Here is a 19,725-nt window from a genome sequence, read left to right on the forward strand (position 1 = left end):
CCATGTCGCTGCATCAGTACCGGCGCAAGCGTCGGCTCGGCGGCGGCAACGGGCAGACGCCGGAACCGGACGACCAGCCGGCGCCGGGTGATCGGAAGCGGCGGCCGATCTTCGTCATCCAGCTGCATCACGCCAGTTCGCGCCATTTCGATTTCCGCCTCGAAATGGACGGCGTGCTCAAGAGCTGGGCGGTACCCAAAGGGCCATCGCTGCGCGTTGGCGAGAAGCGGCTGGCGGTGGAAGTGGAAGATCATCCCCTGTCCTATGCCGGCTTCCAGGGCGATATTCCCGAGGGCCACTACGGTGCTGGTCACGTGGAGGTCTTCGACCACGGCACCTGGGCATGCGCGGGTGATCCACTGCAGGCGCTGGCAGCGGGCAAGATCGATTTCGTCCTGCATGGCCAGCGGCTGGCCGGGGGATGGAGACTGGTGCGGACCGCGATGAAGGGACGCCAGGTGCAGTGGCTGTTGATCAAGCGCGAGGACAGCGAGGCCCGCGACGCAGAGGCCGACGACCTGCTGCACGCGCCATTGCGTGAACACCCCGGGAGCGCGAAGAAGATGACGGACAGGAAGACACGCAAGGCGGAGTCGCGCTGGCACGCGCGCGCGCTGAAACTGCAGGGCGCCCGCGACCGCCCGTATCCGCGTGCATTCAAACCACAACTGACCGACCACCGCGATGCCGCGCCCGATGGCGATCGCTGGCTGCACGAGATCAAGTGGGATGGCTATCGCCTGCTGGCCGATCTGCACGGCGGTGAAGTGAAGCTCCGCTCGCGCAACGGGCTGGACTGGACCGGGGACTTCCCTGAAGTCGTGCAGGCCGTGCAGGCGCTGCCGGTTGATGACGCGCGCCTGGACGGTGAACTGGTAGTGCTCGACGAGAAGGGGCGCAGCGATTTCGCCGCCCTGCAGCGGGTCATCGATGGCAGCTCGAAGGTGCCGCTACGCTACCTTCTCTTCGACCTGCCCGGCGTGGCGGGAGTGGACATCAGCGCGGCACCGCTGCTTGAGCGCAAGACGCTGCTCAAGGCGTTGATCGGCGACACGCCCGGAACGCTGGCGTTCAGCGATCACGTCCTCGGCCATGGGCCGCAGGTCTTCGCCGCCAGTGGTAAGGCCGGGTATGAGGGCATCGTCAGCAAGCAGGTGGACGCGCCCTACGTCAACGTGCGTGCGCGCAGCTGGGTGAAGGTCAAGCATGAGGACACCGATGAGTTCCTGATCGTCGGCCATACCGCGCCGAAGGGCTCGCGTGTGGGGTTCGGATCGTTGCTGCTGGCAACTCCCGACAAGGACGGCCTGCGCTACGTGGGTCGCGTCGGCACCGGCTTCGACGATGACAGCCTGCGCGCGCTGGCGCGGACGCTGAAGCCGTTGGCGGTGGAGGACGCTGCGGTGGCGCTGCCCGCGCACGTCCCGTTCCGCGCCGCCAGCGTGCACTGGGTGAAGCCAGTGAGGGTGGCCGAAGTGGCCTTCCGTGGCTGGGGCAAGGAGGGGCTGCTGCGACAGGCCAGCTTCAAGCGGCTGCGCAGCGACAAGAGCGGCGAGGATCTGGCGATGCCTGCAAAGACCACGAGCAGCGACGACGCGGTTGCCATCAGCCACCCTGAGCGTGTGGTCTTCGCGAAGAAGAAGATCCGCAAGGGCGACGTGGCCGACTACTACCGGCAGATGGCGCGCTGGATCCTGCCCGGAATCGTGGGCAGGCCCCTTTCGCTGCTGCGCTGCCCTGATGGCGCGGGCAAGGCCTGCTTCTTCCAGAAGCACCACGGCCCGGGCCTGGGCGACGCCGTGCATGCGGTCCCCCTGCAGCAGAAGAGCGGTCGCGAGGACTACGTCTACATCGACGATGTGCGCGGCCTGCTGCAGCTGGTGCAGATGAACACGCTCGAGCTGCATCCCTGGGGCGCCACGGTCGCCGATCCCGAACATCCGGACCGGCTGGTATTCGATCTGGACCCCGGTGAGGGCGTCGGCTGGAACGAGGTCAAGGTCGGCGCGCGCGACGTGCGCGACCGGTTGCAGGAGATCGGCCTGCGCAGTTTCGTGCGGCTGTCCGGCGGCAAGGGCGTGCATGTGGTGGTCCCCCTGCAGCCCGCCGCCGACTGGGAACAGGCCAAGGCATTCTGCGAGGCCTTCGCGCAGGCGATGGCACAGCAGGCGCCCGAACGCTATGTGGCAACGATGAGCAAGGCCAAGCGCGGCGGTGTGATCTTCATCGATTGGTTGCGCAATACGCGTGGCGCGACCAGCGTCTGCTCCTGGTCGCTGCGCGCCCGCGAAAGTGCGGGCGTGGCGGTGCCGCTGCGCTGGGAAGAGCTTGCGCGGATCAAGGCGGCCGACGCCTTCCCGCTCGACAAGGCGCTGGCACGGGCCAAGCGCCTGAAGGCCGATCCGTGGCAGGGCATCGATGCGGTGAAGCAGACCCTGCCGTCGCTCGATCTGTAGGGCCGGGGCATTGGCCACGGCCCTGCAGCGGCGGGCTCAGAAGTCCGCGCGGATGCCGAAGGTGATGCGACGGCCGGAGAACTCGTACTGGGTCGGGAAGGCCTTGTCGATGGTGTAGCCGGTGGTCTTCTCGTCGAGCAGATTGATCGCCTCCAGGTTCAGCTTCCAGGTGTCGGTGAGGCGGAACCCGATAGAGGCATCGAGCTGGCCATAGGCATCGCGGTAAACCGGATACATGTTCAGATGGATGTACTCGACGTACTTGTCCTTGTAGTTGTACGAGGCGCGCGCGCTGAAGCGATCGTTCTCGTAGTACAGGGTGAAGTTGTACGCCTTCTCGGCCAGGCCTTCCGGCGGCGTCGGGATATCCAGGTCGGATGCACCGGTCAGCGAATTGTCGAGCTGGGTGTAGTTGGCATTGATGCCCCAGCCTTCCAGCGCCGGGTGCAGCATCGACAGCGGCAGCTGCGCGACCAGTTCCACGCCGGTCACCTTGTACGAGCCATCGGCGTTGACCGGCTGGTAGACCTCGAAGTCGTAGTAGCCGTCCAGCGAACCGTTGGCGTTGAGTTTCTCCACGTTCGGCACGATGCCGGTCAACGACTGCCGCACTACGCCGTCGATCTTCTTGGAGAAGTACGACGCGGCCAGCAGGCCACCGTTCTGCAGGTACTTCTCCAGGCCCACTTCCCACTGCCTGGCGGTGGTCGGCTTCAGTGCCGGGTTGCCGTCCATGAAGCGGAAGCTGCTCCAGCTGACGGTGCGGCGGTAGGCAATGTCGGTCAGCGACGGACGCATCAGCGTTTCCGAGGCAGCACCGCGCAGCACCAGGCCGTCGGCGATCTCGGCGGTCATGTTGAAGCTGGGCAGGATCCTGCTGTAGTCGCCGCTGCTGGAGATCGGTGTGGCGGTGAAGCCGTTGCTGCCATCCGGGTTCTGCACCGGATGGAAGCCTGACGAATCGACGTCGGTGTCGATCGAACGCACGCCGAGGTTGGCGTACACCGGCACCTGTCCGATATCGAAGTAGAGATCGGCCATGGCATACAGGGCCAGGGTCTTCTCCTTCACCTCGTAGTACTGGCCCGGATCGATCGGGGTTTCATAGCCCGGGTAGCGGAACGTAGCGCGCGCATAGGCGTTGGAAACCTGCTGCCAGTCCAGGTCGCTCGGGCGATACGCACCACCCGGTGCCAGCTGGCTGATCCACACCGGGTTGCTGTCGGCCAGCGTGCGCGTATTGACCCACGCGGCGCTGCCGGCGGCCGGGCCCTGGATCTTGCCGCTCCCGAACGCGCGTTCCTTGGTCTTGTCGGTGTAGCGCGCGCCGAACTGCACGCCGCTCAGTGCCGGGAAGAAGGCCAGGTTCATCTGCCGCCTCAGGTCGAGCTGCGCGGCGTACTTGTCATCCTTCACCTTCTCCAGCTCGGTCTCGTACGCTTCGAACAGGTACTTGTCCGCGGCGTTGTACATGTCGAAACCGCCGATTGTGCTCGGCACGGTCTCGCCACCGTTGCGGGTCCAGCGCGTGCGCGACGGCGCGTAGGCCACGTGCTTGAGGTTGGCGTAGTCCGAGTCCTTGCGCGCGCCGGAGTAGCCGACCAGCGCGTCGATGTCCCAGTTGCCCACCTTCCAGTCCAGCGTGCTGCTGAACTGACGGTAGTCGGTATCGGCGTTGCGTTCCTTGCTCAGGATTTCGTGCTGGGTGGCGGTGTAGGACACGTCCTTCAGCACGGTGATGCCGTAGGCCGACAGCGTGTCACGGTCGTAATCGTGGATGGTGTCCAGCGTGCTGCGGCTGGAGGCCGAGTACGCTGCGGCATCGTACTCGTCCTCGTGCGTGTCGTAGCCGCCGAGCATGGCGTCGAAGCTGAGCGAGAACGTGTCGCTGGGCTTGAACTGCAGCGAGGCGGTGGCGCCCCACTGGTCCTGCTCGTTGAGGTAGACGCGGTCGCCGACCTTGTCCTGGAAGACAATCCGGCTGGTTTCATCCTTGTCCATCCGGTTGCTGACGACGATGCCGGCATCGCGCGCCAGCACCGCGGCGGCCTGCGAACCGCGCGTACCCGACGCCTCCAGGAAGCGGCCCATGGGACGGAAGTTGATGCCTGAGTTGGAGTCGGTGCGGTTGCTGCGCTTGGCCTTGGAGAACGACACCAGGCCGCCCCAGTTGCCCCAGGTGTCACTGGCGAGGAAGGAGATCTTCGGATCGATCTTGCCGTTGATCGAGTTGTGCGAAGCTTCGGCCGACGCACTGAACTTCGGCTCGGGGAAGTCGAATGGCTTGGCCGTTTCGATGTAGACCGAGCCGGCGATGCCGCCTTCCTCATCGGCGGCGGTCGGCGACTTCTGCACGGTCACCGTCTGCACCACGTCCGAGGCGAAGATGTCGAACTGCACGTCACGTCCGCCACTGCCGGACGCCGTCGCCAGGTTGTTGATCGAGACCAGGGTGAACTCGCTGGGCAGGCCGCGCACGCTGACCCTGCTGCCCAGGCCCTTGTTGCGTTCGATGGTGACGCCCGGCATGCGCTGCAGCGCTTCGGCGAGATTCTGCTCGGGAAAATCGGCCACGTCGGTGGCGACGATCGAGTCGGAGAAGCCGATGTTGGCGCGCTTCAGGTCGACGGCGCGCTCCAGGCTCCGTGCATAGCTGCCGGTCACGGTGACCGTGTCCAGCTGCTGCAGCTGTTGGCGGGTATCGCCTTCGATCGCCTCCTCGGCCATCGCTTCGACGGGCAGCACGGCCAGGCCGCCGATCAGCACCGCATGCACGGCGCGGGACAACAGCTTCGCTTGGGAGGCCGCGGCGGCGGCCTCCCGGGTCTGGTAACGCATCGGATGATTCCCCGGTTCCCTGTGGTGTCTTACGCCGCGCCTGTTCCCGGGTTCCGTGGGTACAGGCCCCTGCGCCGCGTTGCCGACGTTCGGCGGGCACCGAGCCTAGGGGGAGATTGTTAAGCCTGTGTTGCGCTGCGTGAGGGCCGGCGTCCGAACCCCCATCCCAGCAGCAGCTGCACCGGCAGTGATACCAGCAGGCCGATGACGAACCAGCGTGGGAAATCCGCGCCGAGCGTCCACAGGCCGTAGCCTGCGCCCAGCACCAGCAGCGACCAGATCGAGGTGCCGTGCGCGCGCGGCCAGCAGGGCGCGTAGTAGGTGGCGAAGGCGATCGCGGCGATGCCGCCGAGCACGGTGAACGCCAGGTCCCAGCCCAGCTGCGCTTCGCTGCCGGGATGCAGGCCGAGCAGCGCAGGCAGCCAGCCACCGGCACTGGTGACCAGGGCAAGCGCGAGCAGCGCGCCAGCCAGGGCGACGATGGAAAGAAAGACAGTCTTGAGCATGCCGGGCATGGCCGCATTGTACGGCCGGACCGGCAGGGTGATGGCTTACAGCAGCTGCCTCAGCATCGCCTTCAGGCGTCGCCCTTCCTGCTGGAAGTAGTCGCGCTGCTCACGCCAGGCCGGGAACCGTTGCTCGACCTCCTGCCAGAACGCCGGCGAGTGGTTGGGCTGGATGAGGTGGCAGAGCTCATGCACCAGCACATACTCGAATGCCTGCGGACGCCCCAGGACCAGCGCAAGATCCAATGCCATGCTGCCATCGGGAGCCAGCGAACCCCACTGCGAGGACATCACCTTCAAGCGCAGGCGGCTGGGTGCCCGTGGCAGGCCGGGTAGATAGCGCGGCAGCCAGCGGCCCACGTCGGCGCGGGTCTGCGCCTCGAAGAACTCGCGCAGCAGACGGCGCAGGGTCGCGTCACCGGCACGGGTCGGCCACTGCAGGCAGGCGCCGTGCTCGTCGATGTCCAGGCGTGCGTAGCGGCCTTCCTGCCAGCGCAGCGGCAGCAGCTCCCCGCGCAGGGGCAGCACTCCGTCCACGCCGGGCTGCAGCGGTGCGGGCAGGCCCTGGCCCTGGTACTGGCGCAGCTGCAGTGCCAACCAGTCGCGATGCTGCTCCAGGAAACGTTCGCCCATCACCAGGCTGGCGCGCGGCGGCAGGGTCAGGCGCGCGCCGCGTTCGTCGACGCTGAGCTTGATGCGGCGCGCGCGCGGATCGCGTACGCGCAGCACGTCGATCTCGGCATCCTCCAGGCGCAGGCGAACGGTATCGCGCTGCACGGTGGCGGGCGGTGTGGGCGAGATCAGGCGGCGCAGCAGGCGGCTCATGCAGCCAGCATAGCGCTGCTTCGGGCCGCTGGATGACCGGCGGCCCACGCGGTGCCTGTTCAGTCAGCCTTGCTGAGCTTGAACGCCTCTTCCAGCAGCAGGAACAGGCGGCGGATCTCGGCGCTCTGCAGGGCGAACCGTGCGTCGAACTCGGCGCGACGGCCCTCCTCGTCGGCATGCTCGAGCTGGTCCAGGGCGCCGTCGAGGAACTTCAGCTTGCGCACGATCAGGTCGTCGCCGATGACGAAGGACAGGTTGTCTTCGAAGATCAGCGCCAGCTTGGTCACCTGCTTGCCGGCGTCCAGGTGCTTGTCGATCTCGTCGCAGCGCAGCTCCTGGTGCTGGCACTTGACCACCGCACCGCCCTCCACCGGATCCTTCATCTCGCACTCCTCGCCCAGGCTGAGCCCGGTCGGCAGCGGTTCGCCGGCGATCCAGCCGGTCAGGATCGAACGCGGCGCGACTTCGGCGTTCAGCGGCATTGCCGGGAAGCTGCCGAGCAGGCCACGGATGTCGGACATGAAGTACTCGCCGGTCTTGCGGCTGGACGTATCCACCGCGACGTAGCCGTGCTGCAGGTCGATGAAGGCGTCGTTGCGCGAGGACTTCACGAAGGCGCGCGGCAGCAGTTCATGCAGCAGGTCGTCCTTCATGCGCTTGCGTTCGCGGCCGCCGGGGCGCCGGCCTTCCTTCTCCTCGATCTCCTCCAGCTTGCGCTCGAGCAGGTCGTTGACCACGGCTGCCGGCAGGATCTTGTCCTCGCCGCCGACCGTCAGCCACAGGTGCTCGGCGATGCGGTGCGAGAGCAGTTCCTTCTCCTCGCGGCCGAACGGTGAAATGAAGCCGCGCGAATTCATCTCCAGCGCGCCGACCGGCTTGAGCACGGCGTGCGGCAGCAGCGTATCGATTTCAGAAAAATCAGTGGCGGTCGGGAAACGGAAGAACGTCAGGTTGCGAAAGAACATGGATTTCCGGATGGCAAAGAGAAAGGGCGACCGACCTTATGCGGTGGGCGTCTCGGGATCTGCGTCGGCGTCGACCGGGGTACCGGCCAGCCAGGCATGGGCATCGGGCAGCGGTGCGTCATCGCGACGGCCCAGCGCCATGAAGTCGAACAGGGACGTGTCGGCCAGCTGCGAGGGCCGGACCTGGCCCATGGCGCGCGCGATCTGCTCGATGCGGCCGGGGTGGTCCCTGTCCCACTGCTTGAGCATCAGGCCGACCTGGCGGCGCTGCAGGTTTTCCTGGCTGCCGCACAGGTTGCAGGGGATGATCGGGAACCGGCGTGCCTGCGCGTACGCGACGATGTCGCTTTCGCGCACGTAGGCCAGTGGCCGGATCACCACGTGCCGGCCGTCATCGCTGCGCAGCTTCGGCGGCATGCCCGACAGCTTGGCGTGGTGGAACAGGTTCATGAAGAACGTGGCCACCATGTCGTCGCGGTGGTGGCCGAGCGCGATCTTGGTGAAGCCATGGGTCTCGGCATGGTGGTACAGCGCGCCGCGGCGCAGGCGCGAGCACAGTGAACACATCGTCTTGCCTTCCGGAATCACCCGGCTGACCACCGAATAGGTGTCCTGCTCGATGATGTGGTACGGCACCCCGAGCCCGGCCAGGTACTCCGGCAGCACATGCTCGGGGAAGCCCGGCTGCTTCTGGTCCAGGTTCACCGCCACCAGTTCGAACGGCACCGGTGCCTTCTTCTGCAGCTGCACCAGCATGTCCAGCAGGGTATAGCTGTCCTTGCCGCCGGACAGGCAGACCATGATCCTGTCGCCGGCCTCGATCATGCCGAAGTCGGCGATCGCCTCGCCCACCTGGCGGCGCAGGCGCTTGGCCAGCTTGTGCTGCTCGCGCTCGGCCGCGCGCGGATCGCGGGGCGTGCGCGGCAGGGGGTCGGGAAGGGAGATCACGGCACTCATGCCTGCCATTCTACCGGCTTGGAGCGGCCCCGGCCGGGGAACGGTCCGGCCCTCTCCCGGTGGTCATCATCGCTGTGTATGCTCGGAGGCTGTGGACACCTACAGCCCCGCCGAGATCGCCGAACGCCTCGCCGCCCTGCGCGCCGAGCACCGCCTGCTGGATGAACAGATCACCCGCATGGCGGCCAATGGCGAGGACGAGCTCGAGTCCAAACGCCTGAAGCGGCGCAAGCTGCAGCTGAAGGACTGCATTACCCGGCTGGAAAGCCTGCAGATTCCCGACGAGCCGGCGTGAGACGGGCTCAGGTGGGTGCCAACCTTGGTTGGCACGACTGGAAGGTGTGTGGACCAAGGTCCACACCCACCGTAGGACCCGGCGCGACCTTCAATCCTGCGGCGCAGGCTCGTCCGGGCGTGCGGCTTCCGGGCTGACCCGCTCGATGGTGTGGCGCAGTTCGCGACCGAGGATGAACTTGGCGTCCTTGGCCCAGGCATCCAGGCGCTGGTCGAACAGCAGCTTGCTGTTCTCGTCGGGCCATACCAGGCGCAGTTCGCGCAGCTTCTGGATGAAGCTGCGGAACAGGGCCTTGTCGAAGAACTCCGGTGCCGCCGGCGCGTAGAGCAGGCTCAGGCGCTGTGCGGCCTGCTGGCACAGGCTTTCCAGTTCGGCGGCGCCGAGCGTGCCCGGCCCGTTCTTCACCAGCACCGAAATGGCGATGTAGTAGCGCTCGAAGGCCTGCTGCAGGGAGTGGCCGATCGCACGCAGGCGGAACACTTCGTCGGTCTGCCCGGTGTTGCGGGCAAGAATGCCGCCATCGTCCTCGTTGACGTTCTGCAGCAGTCCCTCACGCACGAACACGTCGATGGTCTGGTCGATGCGCTGGGCGAACTCGTCCTCGGTCCACGGCAGGAACAGCTCGGCCTGCAGGAACGGGTAGACGGTGCGGCCCAGCTGGACCAGGCCGGTGCGGCTCATGCGGCGGTTGTTCTGGAAACAGCACGCCACCCACGAGGAGGCGGTGAACAGGTGCAGCACGTTGTTGCGGAAGTAGCTCAGCAGCACCGCGGTGTCGCCGCTCACACTGAGCACGTCGCCCAGCGGGTGCTTGATGCGGGTGAGGACGTTGATCTCCTCGGCGTGGGCGATGATCCGCTCCGGCGAATGCGGAGTCACCGTCACCCGGTCCGAATACGGCATCTCGACCAGCAGGGTCTTGCACAGTTCGATCTGCGCGATCAGGTCCGCCTCGCCCATTGCATGCTTGGGCGTGGACAGCAGGGCCAATGCCAGCAGATTGATCGGATTGACGTCCGCCGCACCATTGATGCGTTCCTGGATGCGCTCGGCCAGTGTATCGACAGTGGTCGACAGCCATGCCGGCTTCTCGTCTTCCGGCACCGCCTCACCCTTCCACTCCGGCGCCTTCTCGGCCAGCACGTCGTTCAGCGCGATCGGCTCGCCGAAGTTGACCACCACCTGCCCGTAGTTCTGCTTGAGCACCTTGGGGATGCCCCACAGCAGCTGCCAGATCGATTCCTTTTCCTTCGGTCGGCCGGAGAGTTCGTCCAGGTAGCTGCCGCCTTCCATCAGCTTCTCGTAGCCGATGTAGACAGGCTGGAACAGCACCGGCTTGCGCGGCTGGCGCAGGAAGGCACGCAGGGTCATCGAGATCATGCCGCCCTTGGGCTGCAGCAGGCGGCCGGTACGCGAACGGCCGCCCTCGACGAAGTACTCGATGGAATAGCCACCGGCCACCAGCTGCGCGACGTACTCGCTGAGCACCGCCGAGTACAGCGCGTTGCCGCGGATCGAGCGGCGGATGAAGAACGCGCCGCCCTTGCGCAGCAGCGTGCCGACCACCGGCAGGTTGAGGTTGATGCCCGCCACGATGTGCGGCGGCACGATGCCGCGGTCGTACAGCAGGTAGGACAGCAGCAGATAGTCCATGTGGCTGCGGTGGCTGGGCACGTACACCACTTCATGGCCCGGCGCGGCCGCCTTGAACTTGTCCAGATGGTGAACCAGCACACCGGCATAGATCCGGTTCCAGACATGGCTGAGCATGAAGCTGGCCGAGCGCACCACCGGGCTGGAATAGTCCGCAGCGATTTCCCAGGCGTAGGCATGCGCCTTCTTCCAGGCATCGGCCGGCTTGGAATTGTCGCGCTTGGCCTGCGCGGCGATCGCTTCGCGTACCGGCTCGGCGGCCAGTACCTGGTCCACCAGCAGGCGGCGGGTGGAAAGGTCCGGGCCGATCACCGATTCGCGGATACGGCGGAAATGGGTGCGCAGCACGCGTTGCAGCTTGCGCACCGTACGTTCGGGCTCCAGGCCCTCGTTGACGGTGGAGCGCAGCGAAATCGGCGGAGCGAAGCGGACGATGGTGCTGCGGCCGTTGAGCAGGACCGCCAGCAGGCGGCGGAAACGGCCGACCAGGGCCCAGTTCTCCGAGAACAGTACGGCAAACCACCCGCTCTGCTTGTCCGGCGCGCGGCCGACGAAGATCGACACGGGCACCAGGTGCACGTCCAGATCCTCATGCACGCGATGCGCCTGCAGGACTTTGGCCAGCGAATCGGAATGAGTCTTGGCGCCACGCTGTTCCGGAATCAGCGAGTTGCTGGAACTGCGCCGCGACAGTGCCAGGTAGGCGCGTTTGCGACCGGTCGGGTCGCCGGCCAGCGGCACCAGCGGTGACGGCAGGCCCGCCTGGCGGCACGCCTTGTCCAGGATCAGCGCGTTGGACAGCCCGTAGTCTTCCAGCACGTACATCACCGGGCGGCCATCGTTGTACTGGCCCGGATCCTCAGGTTCGATCTTCAGCGACAGCCACGGCTCGACCAGGCGGCCGAGCAACCGTGCCCACAGCGGGCGGCGGCCAGGAGGACGGGCGTGCACGGGCGGCGGCACCGGATTCGGGCCGGTACTGGTCGAGGGGGACGCCAGCGCCGTTTCGGCGGGCGTCGACTGGGATTCTTCGCCGGGGAACGGCAGCGGGTTCTGTTTCGACATCGGCGCCATTATGGCTTAGGCGGCGGCATTGCCGCTTCTTCGCCTGCATCGGCGGGTTCGGCCGGGGCGGGCGCGGCTGTCGCACGGGCCGCGTCGGCCTGGCGCAGTATCGCGTCGGTATCGGCCAGAGTGCGGGTCAGGTACCAGTGACCTGCGCGCCGGCTCAGCGGCAGCTGCAGGGTCAGCTCGCGCCCGGCCAGGTCGTACTGCAGGCGGACCAGCGCGTTGTCGCCCTCCAGTGACAGCACTTCGCCGCGGATGCTGCGCAGGGCTTCGTCCACCCCCAGCCCGTAGCTGGCCAGCACGGCCTTGAGCGTGTGGATGAACGGCGCCAGCTGCTGCAGGCTGCCCTCCATCCCCGCGGCCTGCAGGCCGGCATCATCCTCGAAGCCGACCTGGGTGGCGGCGCCGACGAGCGCGGCGATGCTGCTGCGCGCCCGTGCGCGATCGCTGATCGGTGCGCCCTGCGCCCAGCCGGACAGGGCCTCCACCAGGGCGATGTAGTGGGCCTGCTGGCTGGGCGTGTATCCCTTCTGATGGCGCAGGTACTGCACCCCGAAGTTGCCCATCGACTGCGCGGCCTGGCGCACCGCGCCGGACTGCCCGGCCAGCTGGCGGTCGAAACTGCGCTGCAGTTCGGCGCTGGCGCCGGGCCTGCGCAGGGCGGCCAGCATCGGCAGCAGCTGGTCACCCAGCGGCAGTTCGGTCAGCGGCCATTGGCTGTGTCCGTCCGCCCAGGCCTGCTGCAGCCGCTGGTACTGGCTGGGGGGCACCGACAGCTTCGCGTAGCCGAGCAGATCGTCCTCGGCCAGACGCTGCGCCATCGCCTGCACGGCGGCCACCGGTTCGGCTGCCGGTCGGGCCGGATCACTGCCTGGCTCGCGGCACGCGGCCACGGCCAGCAGCACCATGGCCGCCAGCCCCCACCCTCGTGCAGACTTCGTTCGCACTACCGTGCTCATGCCTTCGGACTCCCCGGACCGGTCCGCATCTTGCGGCCTGCAAGGTGACAGCGGCAAGCCGGGACGTCACGGTTTCCAGCCAAGGGGGTCAGATCCCTCTGCTGCGGCAGAAGGGATCTGACCCCAGCGCCGCCACCGGGATAAAAAAAGAGCCCGGATCACGGGGATCACAGGCTCCTCAAGCCGGCTCGAGGCCGGAGGACAGTGTTGTGGCGCAGGTCCGGTCCGAAGACCGGATGGCGCGATCCTACGCCGCCGCACAACTTAAGGCAACACATGATGTAATGTTATTCAAGTTATTGATTTTATTGAATCAATCGCGTTGCCACACGGATTCGATGAAATCCACGGCATGTTTTTCGGCGATTCGGGCATAAACCCCCGGGTAGCCAGCCAGGGCACAGCCTTCGCCCCAGCTGACGATGCCGAACTGGGTCCAGCCCTCCCGCAGGCGCAACAGCAGGGGCCCGCCCGAATCGCCCTGGCAGCTGTCGATGCCCTCGCGACCGGCACAGATCACCTTGCCGCGGGCCAGCTCGCCGGCGTACGCCTGCTGACATTGCGCGAAGGGCACGAAGGGCGTCCGCACCGCCTGCAGCTCGGTCGGGTAGATCACGTCGTCATCGATGCCGGTGTCACCCCAGCCGATCACGGTGAAATCACGACCCGGCTTGAGATAGCTGGCGTCCGGACGCAGGCGCAGGGCAACCGGCTGCACGTCGGCCAGCGGCGCGCTGAGGTGGATCAGGGCCACGTCGTGCTCCAGGGTGTTGCCGCTGTTGAAGGCCGGGTGCACGTGGATCGCCCTGATGTTGGACGCTCGAGGCGATGGCGCGGTGGCCAGCGTGGTGCTGCCGGCCAGCACCGCCAGCCGCGCGGGCGAGTTGCCCTGTACGCAGTGCGCTGCGGTCAGGATCCAGGACGGCGAGATCACCGTGCCGCCGCAGACGTGGCGGTCGAAGTCACTGTCCCCCAGCTCCAGGCCCTGCAGGCTGACCATGAACGGATACTCGCCGGGCACGGCCGGGGCGCCGCCGATGATGTGGGGCGACCCGGTCGCCGGTGCTGCTGCGGTGGCAGGAAAGATGGCAGCGGCCAGCAGGCCACCGAACAGCAAAGAGGTGCTGCGATACATATCCTTGTACTCCCTCTATCGATGATTGGAACCGGCGAAGCCGCGGTCCACGCCGGTGCATCGATTGGAAGGGCGACCACCCCCGCGCACTGCGAGCGGGCTCACAGTTCATCGGTGTGGGGACGGTCGCGTCATTACGGGAGCCACAATTGCGAACGCCATCCCGCATGCAGCGCGATGGCGTTCATGATGTCACCGTGATCGCTGTTGGTGCGGGACTCAGCGTGCAGCCAAAGCCGACGCGATTTCCTGCTGGATCGACCGCGCCGCTGCCTGCGGATCGGCCGCCAGGCGGATCGGTCGACCGACCACGATGGCGTCGGCGCCATCGGCAAACGCCTGGGCGACGCCGACGGTACGCTTCTGGTCGTCGCCGACCGGACCCCCGGGGCGGATGCCCGGGCAGACGATCGAGAAGCCGGCACCGGTCGCGGCACGGATCGGCGCGGCTTCCTGGCCTGATGCGATCACTCCGTCGATACCGGCGGCCTGCGCGGCCAGCGCGCGCTCGACCACCACGTCCACCGGCTCGCGGTCGATTCCCATCTGCGCCAGGTCCGGACGCCCCATCGAGGTCAGCACGGTGACCGCCAGCAGGCGCATGTCGCCGGTGCTGGCCGCGGCGCAGGCTTCCATCATTGCCGGATGCCAGCCGTGGATGGTGGCGTAACTGACCGGCCACTGCGACAGCCGCCGGATCACCGCCGCCGCGGTAGCGGGGATGTCGAAGAACTTCAGATCGACGAACACGCGCTTGTCGCGGCGCGCCAGCTCATCCAGCACCTGGAAGTAGTCACCGGACGCCAGCAGTTCCATGCCGATCTTGTAGAAAGCCACGCTCTCGCCGAGGCGGTCGACCCACTCCAGTGCCTGTACGCGGTCAGGGACATCCAGCGCGAAGATCAGGCGCTCATCGTCGCGCAGCGGCAGCGGTGCGCGGCTCACGGCGCGTAGTCCAGGGCAGCGCGCTTGGCATCATGGCGTGCCTGGCGCGACTGGCTGTAGTCATTGTTGAACTGCGCCGGCTCGAAGCCGCCGTAGGTCGGGTTCGGCAGCATCCACCAGCGCTCGCCGAACCAGTCGTGGTACTGCTGCAGCAGTGCGTCACGCCCTTCATTGGTGTTGGCGGTCACTTCCACGAAGTCGCCCAGCTGGTCGCCGAACTGCATCAGCACGCGGTACTTCTGCCCGGCCAGGCGCCGGCGGCAGTTCTTCTCGCTGCCGGCCTGCTCGCAGCCTTCGACCACGGTGCCCAGGCCCAGGAACACGCTGTCATCGGCGACCGGCAGGCCCTGCTCGCGCAGGTTGGCCAGGGTCGCTTCCTTCAGGTGCACGGCGCGGTTGGAGATGTACAGAAGGGTCACGCCGCGGGCATTGGCCGCCTTGGCGAAATCGACTACGCCGGGAATCGCCTTGGCCTTCTTCTCCGCGACCCACTGGTCCCAGCTCAGCTCGTCGTATTCCTTGCCATCGCGCACCAGGCGCGCCTGGTAGGGCGAGTTGTCCAGCACGGTTTCGTCCACGTCCAGCACCACCGCGGGCTTCAGGCCCTTGGCCTCGTTGCCGCGCTCTTCCGGCACCAGCGCGTCCCAGTGGGCTTCCTTCAGCGCGCCGTCCAGGCGGTCGGCGGCGGCACGGTAGGTCTGCTCGGTGATCGCGCGGTACTCCTGCGCGCGCTGCATCCACAGCACCGCGTTGAGGTTGTCGTTGGCGGTCGCTTCGCCGGCCGCCCCGGTCTTGGCAGCCGGGGCCACCGGAGCGGCCGCGTCGGTGGCCGGGGTCTCGACGCGCTTGCAGGCGGACAGACCCAGCAGCGCCGTGGCGAGCAGGGTGAGGGACAGGGAAACAGGACGACGCATGGCATTCACCGGCAACAGATATCGGCTCATTTTACCGGCAAAGGTGCCATCGGGACGGCTATGCTTGGCGGTTGACCCGATGCCTTCCCGGAGGCCGCCATGACCGATGCCATCCAGACCCCCGACCGTCCCCTGCTCGACCCCGTGCAGGCCCGCCTGCTGGGCTGCCTGGTGGAGAAGGAGGCGACCACGCCGGACACCTACCCGCTGACGGTCAACGCCGCCCAGTCGGCCGCCAACCAGAAGACCGCGCGCGAGCCGGTGATGAACGTCGACGCCGGCAGTGTCCAGCACGCGCTGCGCCAGCTGGAGTCGATGGGCCTGGCGCGCCAGCACTTCTCCTCGCGTGCAGACCGCTACGAGCATCGCCTGCAGGCCGCGCTGGACCTGACCCGGCAGCAGACCGTGCTGCTGGCGATGCTGCTGCTGCGCGGGCCGCAGACACTGGGCGAGCTGGTCACGCGCAGCGAGCGCCTGTACCGCTTCGCCGACACCGACGAAGCCCGCCACGCCATCGAGCGCCTGCAGCAGCGTGAGCTGCTCATCGTGCTGCCGCGCGCCAGCGGCCAGCGCGAGGACCGCTACATGCACCTGCTGTGCGGCGAGGTGGACGCGGCGGCACTGGCGGCACGGTACGCAGGCGGTGCCGGTGGCAGCGAGCCGGCCGACCCGGGCCTGGCTGAACGGGTGGCCCAGCTGGAAGCGGCAGTGGCCGAACTGCAGGCGCAGCTGGCGGACCTGCGCGGCTGAGGCGGCCCGCCGGGCCTGGCCCAACGCTGTCGATGCGGTGCAGGCGGACTAGCCGACCGGCGCCGCTCCCGGCGTGGCATACAGACGGCTGGGCGTGGCGATGCCGGGCAGCTGGATGACCCCCCGTTCGCACATGCCCAGGCCCAGCAGGATTTTCCCGGACACGACGTTGTCCAGGTCGGTGATGCCATAGAGGTCCTGCAGGCCAAGGGCGCCGCGCGCGTGGGTGAAGACCGCCCGCGCTGCTTCCCCCGCGTAGCCGTGCCCCGTGTACTCCGACAACAGTGCATAGCCGATGTCCGGTCCCGGCAGGCCGTCGCGCCGGACCAGCCCGGCATTGCCCAGCCAGGCGCCATCGGACAGACGCTCGATGGCATACATGCCGAACCCGTTCAACGCATAGCTGTGCAGCACGCGCAGGGCGATGTACTCGCGGGCCTGCGCTTCGCTGTGCACGTTGCGGTCACCAATGAAGCGCACGAAACCAGGATCGTTGAGCAGCGCCAGCATCGGCGCTGCATCGCGATCAGGCTCGATGCGGCGGAGCCGCAGGCGTTCGCTTTCGATGGGATGCATGCGCAGACCTGTGGGTGGAGAGGCCCGATTGTAGGGCGATGTGCTGGGGTCAGAGCCCTTCCCTGCGGGAAGGGATCCGACCCCGGTCAGTCGAACAGGGCCTCGATCGCCGCCAGTCCCGCCGTTGCCCGCTCCTTCTTGCGCGCGGCATCGGCCACCGGATCGGCGCCGTCGCGCTGGATCTCCTCGGCCGGGATCTCGTCGAAGAAGCGGCTGGGCTTGAGCCGCACATGCTCGCCGAACTTGCGGGTGAGCTTGCTGTAGCTCATCCACAGCTGGATCTTGGCGCGGGTGATACCCACGTACAGCAGCCGCCGCTCCTCCTGCAGGTTGCCTTCGTCGAGGCTGACCTGGTGCGGCAGCACGCCGTCCTCGCAGCCGACGATGAAGACATACGGGAACTCCAGGCCCTTGGAGGCATGCAGGGTCATCATCCGCACCTGGTTGCCGCCCTCATCCTTGTCGCTGCGCGACAACAGTGCCAGCTGGCCGGCCAGATCGGCGGCGGTGGCACCGCGCGGACCGCCTTCAAACCACTGCGCAAGTTCCTCGATGTTGTTGGCGCGGCGCTGGTAGCTGGCCTCTTCCTTGGCCTGCTGGCGCAGCTCGCTGAGCAGGCCCGATTCCTTGGCGACCTTGCGGATCATGTCACCGGAGCTGACCTGCCGCATCTGTGCGCGCAGGTCGCGCAGGATGTCGGTGAAACGCGCCAGGCTGTTGGCAGCGCGCGGCGGCAGCTGTGACAGCGCGCCGATCGCCTCGGCCGCCTGGGCCATCGGCATGTCTTTTTCCGATGCCAGTTCGGCCAGCTTGGCCAGCGTTCCGGCACCCACGTCACGCTTGGGCGCCTGCACGGCACGCATGAATGCGGTGTCGTCGTCCGGGTTCACCAGCAGCCGCAGCCAGGCCAGCGTGTCCTTCACTTCCTGGCGCTCCAGGAACATGGTGCCGCCGGTCAGGTGATAGGGAATACGCAGCAGCTGCATCGCCTTCTCCAGCGGCCGCGACTGGAAGTTGCCGCGGAACAGGATGCAGAAGTCACTCCACGGCACGTTGCGCGACTGCGCCACGAAGGCGATCTCGGCGGCCACCTTCTCTGCCTCGTGCTCGCTGTTGCGGCATTCCCATACGCGGATGCGCTCACCGTCGGCCTGATCGCTCCACAGCTTCTTCAGGTGCTCGTGCGGGTTGTTGGCGATCAACGCATTGGCCGCGCGCAGCACGCGGTTGGAGCAGCGGTAGTTCTGCTCCAGCTTGATGATCTCCAGCGTGGGATAGTCGCGCCCCATCTGCTGCAGGTTCTCGGGGTTGGCGCCACGCCAGGCGTAGATGGACTGGTCATCGTCACCCACGCAGGTGAAGTTGCCCTTGTCCCCGGCCAGCTGCTTGAGCAGGCGGTACTGCGCGTCGTTGGTGTCCTGGCATTCGTCCACCAGCAGGTAGCCGATGCGTTCGCGCCAGGCCAGGGCGATCTCCGGGTTCTCCTCCAGGATCTGCACCGGCAGGCGGATCAGGTCGTCGAAGTCGACCGCGTTGAACGCGGTCAGGCGCAGCTGGTAGCGCTCGTAGACGCTGGCTGCTTCCTTCTCGCGGTTGCTGCGCGCGGCAGCCATCGCCTGCTCGGGCGAGAGACCGGCATTCTTCGCCCGCGACACCAGGTTCTTCATGTCCTCGATATCGTCGGGCTTGGCGCCATGCATCAGGTCCTTGATCTGCGCGGCGGCGTCGTCGGCATCGAAGATCGAGAAGCCGCGCTTCAGGCCCACCGCCGCATGCTCGATCTGCAGGAACTTCAGGCCCAGGGCGTGGAAGGTGCAGATGGTCACCTCGTCGGCGTCCTGCTCGCGCAGACGCTTGGCCACACGTTCGCGCATCTCCTTGGCCGACTTGTTGGTGAAGGTGATCGCGGCGATGCGGCGGGCCGGGTAGCGGCCGCAGCCGATCAGGTGGGCGATCTTCTCCACGATCACGCGCGTCTTGCCGCTGCCGGCACCGGCCAGCACCAGCAACGGGCCTTCGATGTGCAGGACGGCGGCGGCTTGGGGAGGATTGAGACCGTGCATGGGAGGGGGATTGTAGCGGGGCCGGGTGAGGACCACAGCCGGACCGCCGGTGGGGTTGCTGAACAGCTTCGGCCAACCGTGGCTGCGGCGTACAATCCGTCGATGGCCAAGCTCTACTTCTACTACTCGGCGATGAACGCCGGCAAGACCACCACCCTGCTGCAGAGCGCGCACAATTACCGCGAGCGCGGCATGCGGGTGGCGATCCTGACCCCGCGCCTGGATGATCGCGCGGGCGCAGGCGTGGTGGCCTCGCGGATCGGGCTGCGCGCCGAAGGCATGGCGTTCGACCGCGACACCGACCTGCAGCGCTGGGCCGAACAGGACCTGGCATCGAACGGGCCGATGGGCTGCCTGCTGGTGGACGAAGCACAGTTCCTGACCCGCGCGCAGGTCTGGCAGCTCAGCGAAGTGGTCGACCAGCTGCGCATCCCGGTGCTGTGCTACGGGTTGCGCACCGATTTCCGCGGTGAACTGTTCGAAGGCAGCCAGTACCTGCTGGCATGGGCCGACGAGATGCAGGAGATCAAGACCATCTGCCACAGCGGCAAGAAGGCGATCATGACCGTCCGCGTGGATGAGCATGGGCATGCCGTGCAGGACGGCCCGCAGGTGGAGATCGGCGGCAACGACCGCTATGTGTCGGTGAGCCGGGCCGAGTTCAAGAAGATCACCCGCGGTGAAGGCCGCATCGAGCCGATGCAGGCGCCCTTGCCGCTGTGATCCACCGGCCCATGCCGCTGCACGCGTGACCTCCGGCAGTTTACAGCCGCGGGCCAGTGGTCCTAGGCTGCGGCCACGTCTGCTGCCGAACAGGAAG

General features: G+C 67.2%; 16 protein-coding genes. 4 read left to right on the top strand and 12 right to left on the bottom strand.

Annotated features, from left to right (window positions below):
• The first annotated feature begins 2 nt into the window (after window positions 1–2).
• Complete coding sequence (gene ligD / locus IMX13_RS02425; RefSeq protein WP_193395682.1) at window positions 3–2,456, top strand: DNA ligase D; 2,454 nt, start codon at window positions 3–5, stop codon at window positions 2,454–2,456.
• Window positions 2,457–2,492: 36 nt separating this feature from the next.
• Here the strand turns inward: ligD and IMX13_RS02430 are convergent, their stop codons facing one another.
• The 5 genes from IMX13_RS02430 to ttcA form a co-directional block, all read right to left on the bottom strand.
• Window positions 2,493–5,294 (bottom strand): TonB-dependent receptor, encoded by a 2,802-nt coding sequence (locus IMX13_RS02430; protein WP_193395683.1) that lies wholly within the window; start codon window positions 5,292–5,294, stop codon window positions 2,493–2,495.
• A 119-nt stretch (window positions 5,295–5,413) separates the two neighbouring features.
• Entirely contained in the window at window positions 5,414–5,809 is a 396-nt protein-coding gene (locus tag IMX13_RS02435; RefSeq protein ID WP_193395684.1) for a hypothetical protein, read from the bottom strand.
• 36 nt (window positions 5,810–5,845) lie between these two features.
• Window positions 5,846–6,625 (bottom strand): SprT family zinc-dependent metalloprotease, encoded by a 780-nt coding sequence (locus IMX13_RS02440; protein WP_053516073.1) that lies wholly within the window; start codon window positions 6,623–6,625, stop codon window positions 5,846–5,848.
• A 59-nt stretch (window positions 6,626–6,684) separates the two neighbouring features.
• Window positions 6,685–7,590: a recombination-associated protein RdgC gene (locus IMX13_RS02445; RefSeq protein WP_065174082.1), complete on the bottom strand. Its 906-nt coding sequence runs from the start codon at window positions 7,588–7,590 to the stop codon at window positions 6,685–6,687.
• 36 nt (window positions 7,591–7,626) lie between these two features.
• Window positions 7,627–8,547: a tRNA 2-thiocytidine(32) synthetase TtcA gene (gene ttcA, locus IMX13_RS02450; RefSeq protein WP_193395685.1), complete on the bottom strand. Its 921-nt coding sequence runs from the start codon at window positions 8,545–8,547 to the stop codon at window positions 7,627–7,629.
• A gap of 91 nt (window positions 8,548–8,638) precedes the next feature.
• Between ttcA and IMX13_RS02455 the strand changes: the two genes are divergently transcribed.
• On the top strand, window positions 8,639–8,842 hold the full coding sequence (locus tag IMX13_RS02455) for a DUF465 domain-containing protein (RefSeq protein WP_053516066.1): 204 nt from the start codon (window positions 8,639–8,641) through the stop codon (window positions 8,840–8,842).
• A gap of 90 nt (window positions 8,843–8,932) precedes the next feature.
• On the opposite strand, the gene plsB is transcribed toward IMX13_RS02455, so the two are convergent.
• The 5 genes from plsB to IMX13_RS02480 all read right to left on the bottom strand — a co-directional run bounded on the left by plsB (window position 8,933) and on the right by IMX13_RS02480 (window position 15,525).
• Window positions 8,933–11,569, bottom strand: a complete 2,637-nt coding sequence (gene plsB / locus IMX13_RS02460; RefSeq protein WP_065174083.1) for a glycerol-3-phosphate 1-O-acyltransferase PlsB — start codon at window positions 11,567–11,569, stop codon at window positions 8,933–8,935.
• Window positions 11,569–12,522: a hypothetical protein gene (locus IMX13_RS02465; protein WP_193395686.1), complete on the bottom strand. Its 954-nt coding sequence runs from the start codon at window positions 12,520–12,522 to the stop codon at window positions 11,569–11,571. Before IMX13_RS02465 ends, plsB begins: the two co-directional genes overlap by 1 nt.
• Window positions 12,523–12,835: 313 nt before the next feature.
• Entirely contained in the window at window positions 12,836–13,657 is an 822-nt protein-coding gene (locus IMX13_RS02470; protein WP_193395687.1) for a serine protease, read from the bottom strand.
• Window positions 13,658–13,876: 219 nt separating this feature from the next.
• A complete protein-coding gene (pyrF, locus tag IMX13_RS02475; protein ID WP_053516059.1) occupies window positions 13,877–14,602 on the bottom strand; it encodes an orotidine-5'-phosphate decarboxylase in 726 nt (241 codons plus the stop codon).
• Entirely contained in the window at window positions 14,599–15,525 is a 927-nt protein-coding gene (locus IMX13_RS02480) for a 5'-nucleotidase, lipoprotein e(P4) family (protein ID WP_204313625.1), read from the bottom strand. Before IMX13_RS02480 ends, pyrF begins: the two co-directional genes overlap by 4 nt.
• A gap of 90 nt (window positions 15,526–15,615) precedes the next feature.
• Between IMX13_RS02480 and IMX13_RS02485 the strand changes: the two genes are divergently transcribed.
• A complete protein-coding gene (locus IMX13_RS02485; protein WP_111187079.1) occupies window positions 15,616–16,266 on the top strand; it encodes a YceH family protein in 651 nt (216 codons plus the stop codon).
• 48 nt (window positions 16,267–16,314) lie between these two features.
• Here IMX13_RS02485 and IMX13_RS02490 read toward each other — a convergent pair whose 3' ends face one another.
• Together IMX13_RS02490 and IMX13_RS02495 are read right to left on the bottom strand one after the other, a co-directional pair.
• A complete protein-coding gene (locus IMX13_RS02490; RefSeq protein WP_074902445.1) occupies window positions 16,315–16,842 on the bottom strand; it encodes a GNAT family N-acetyltransferase in 528 nt (175 codons plus the stop codon).
• Between the two features lie 86 nt (window positions 16,843–16,928).
• Window positions 16,929–18,905 carry a UvrD-helicase domain-containing protein gene (locus tag IMX13_RS02495; protein WP_065182170.1) on the bottom strand — a complete coding sequence of 659 codons (1,977 nt, stop codon included), beginning with the start codon at window positions 18,903–18,905 and terminating at the stop codon, window positions 16,929–16,931.
• 102 nt (window positions 18,906–19,007) lie between these two features.
• Here IMX13_RS02495 and IMX13_RS02500 point away from each other — a divergent pair, with 102 nt between their 5' ends.
• On the top strand, window positions 19,008–19,628 hold the full coding sequence (locus tag IMX13_RS02500; RefSeq protein ID WP_053516051.1) for a thymidine kinase: 621 nt from the start codon (window positions 19,008–19,010) through the stop codon (window positions 19,626–19,628).
• The last annotated feature ends 97 nt before the right edge of the window (window positions 19,629–19,725 follow it).

Origin of the sequence: Stenotrophomonas sp. B2 (assembly GCF_014947095.1) — a bacterium.
Lineage (GTDB): Bacteria > Pseudomonadota > Gammaproteobacteria > Xanthomonadales > Xanthomonadaceae > Stenotrophomonas > Stenotrophomonas maltophilia_P.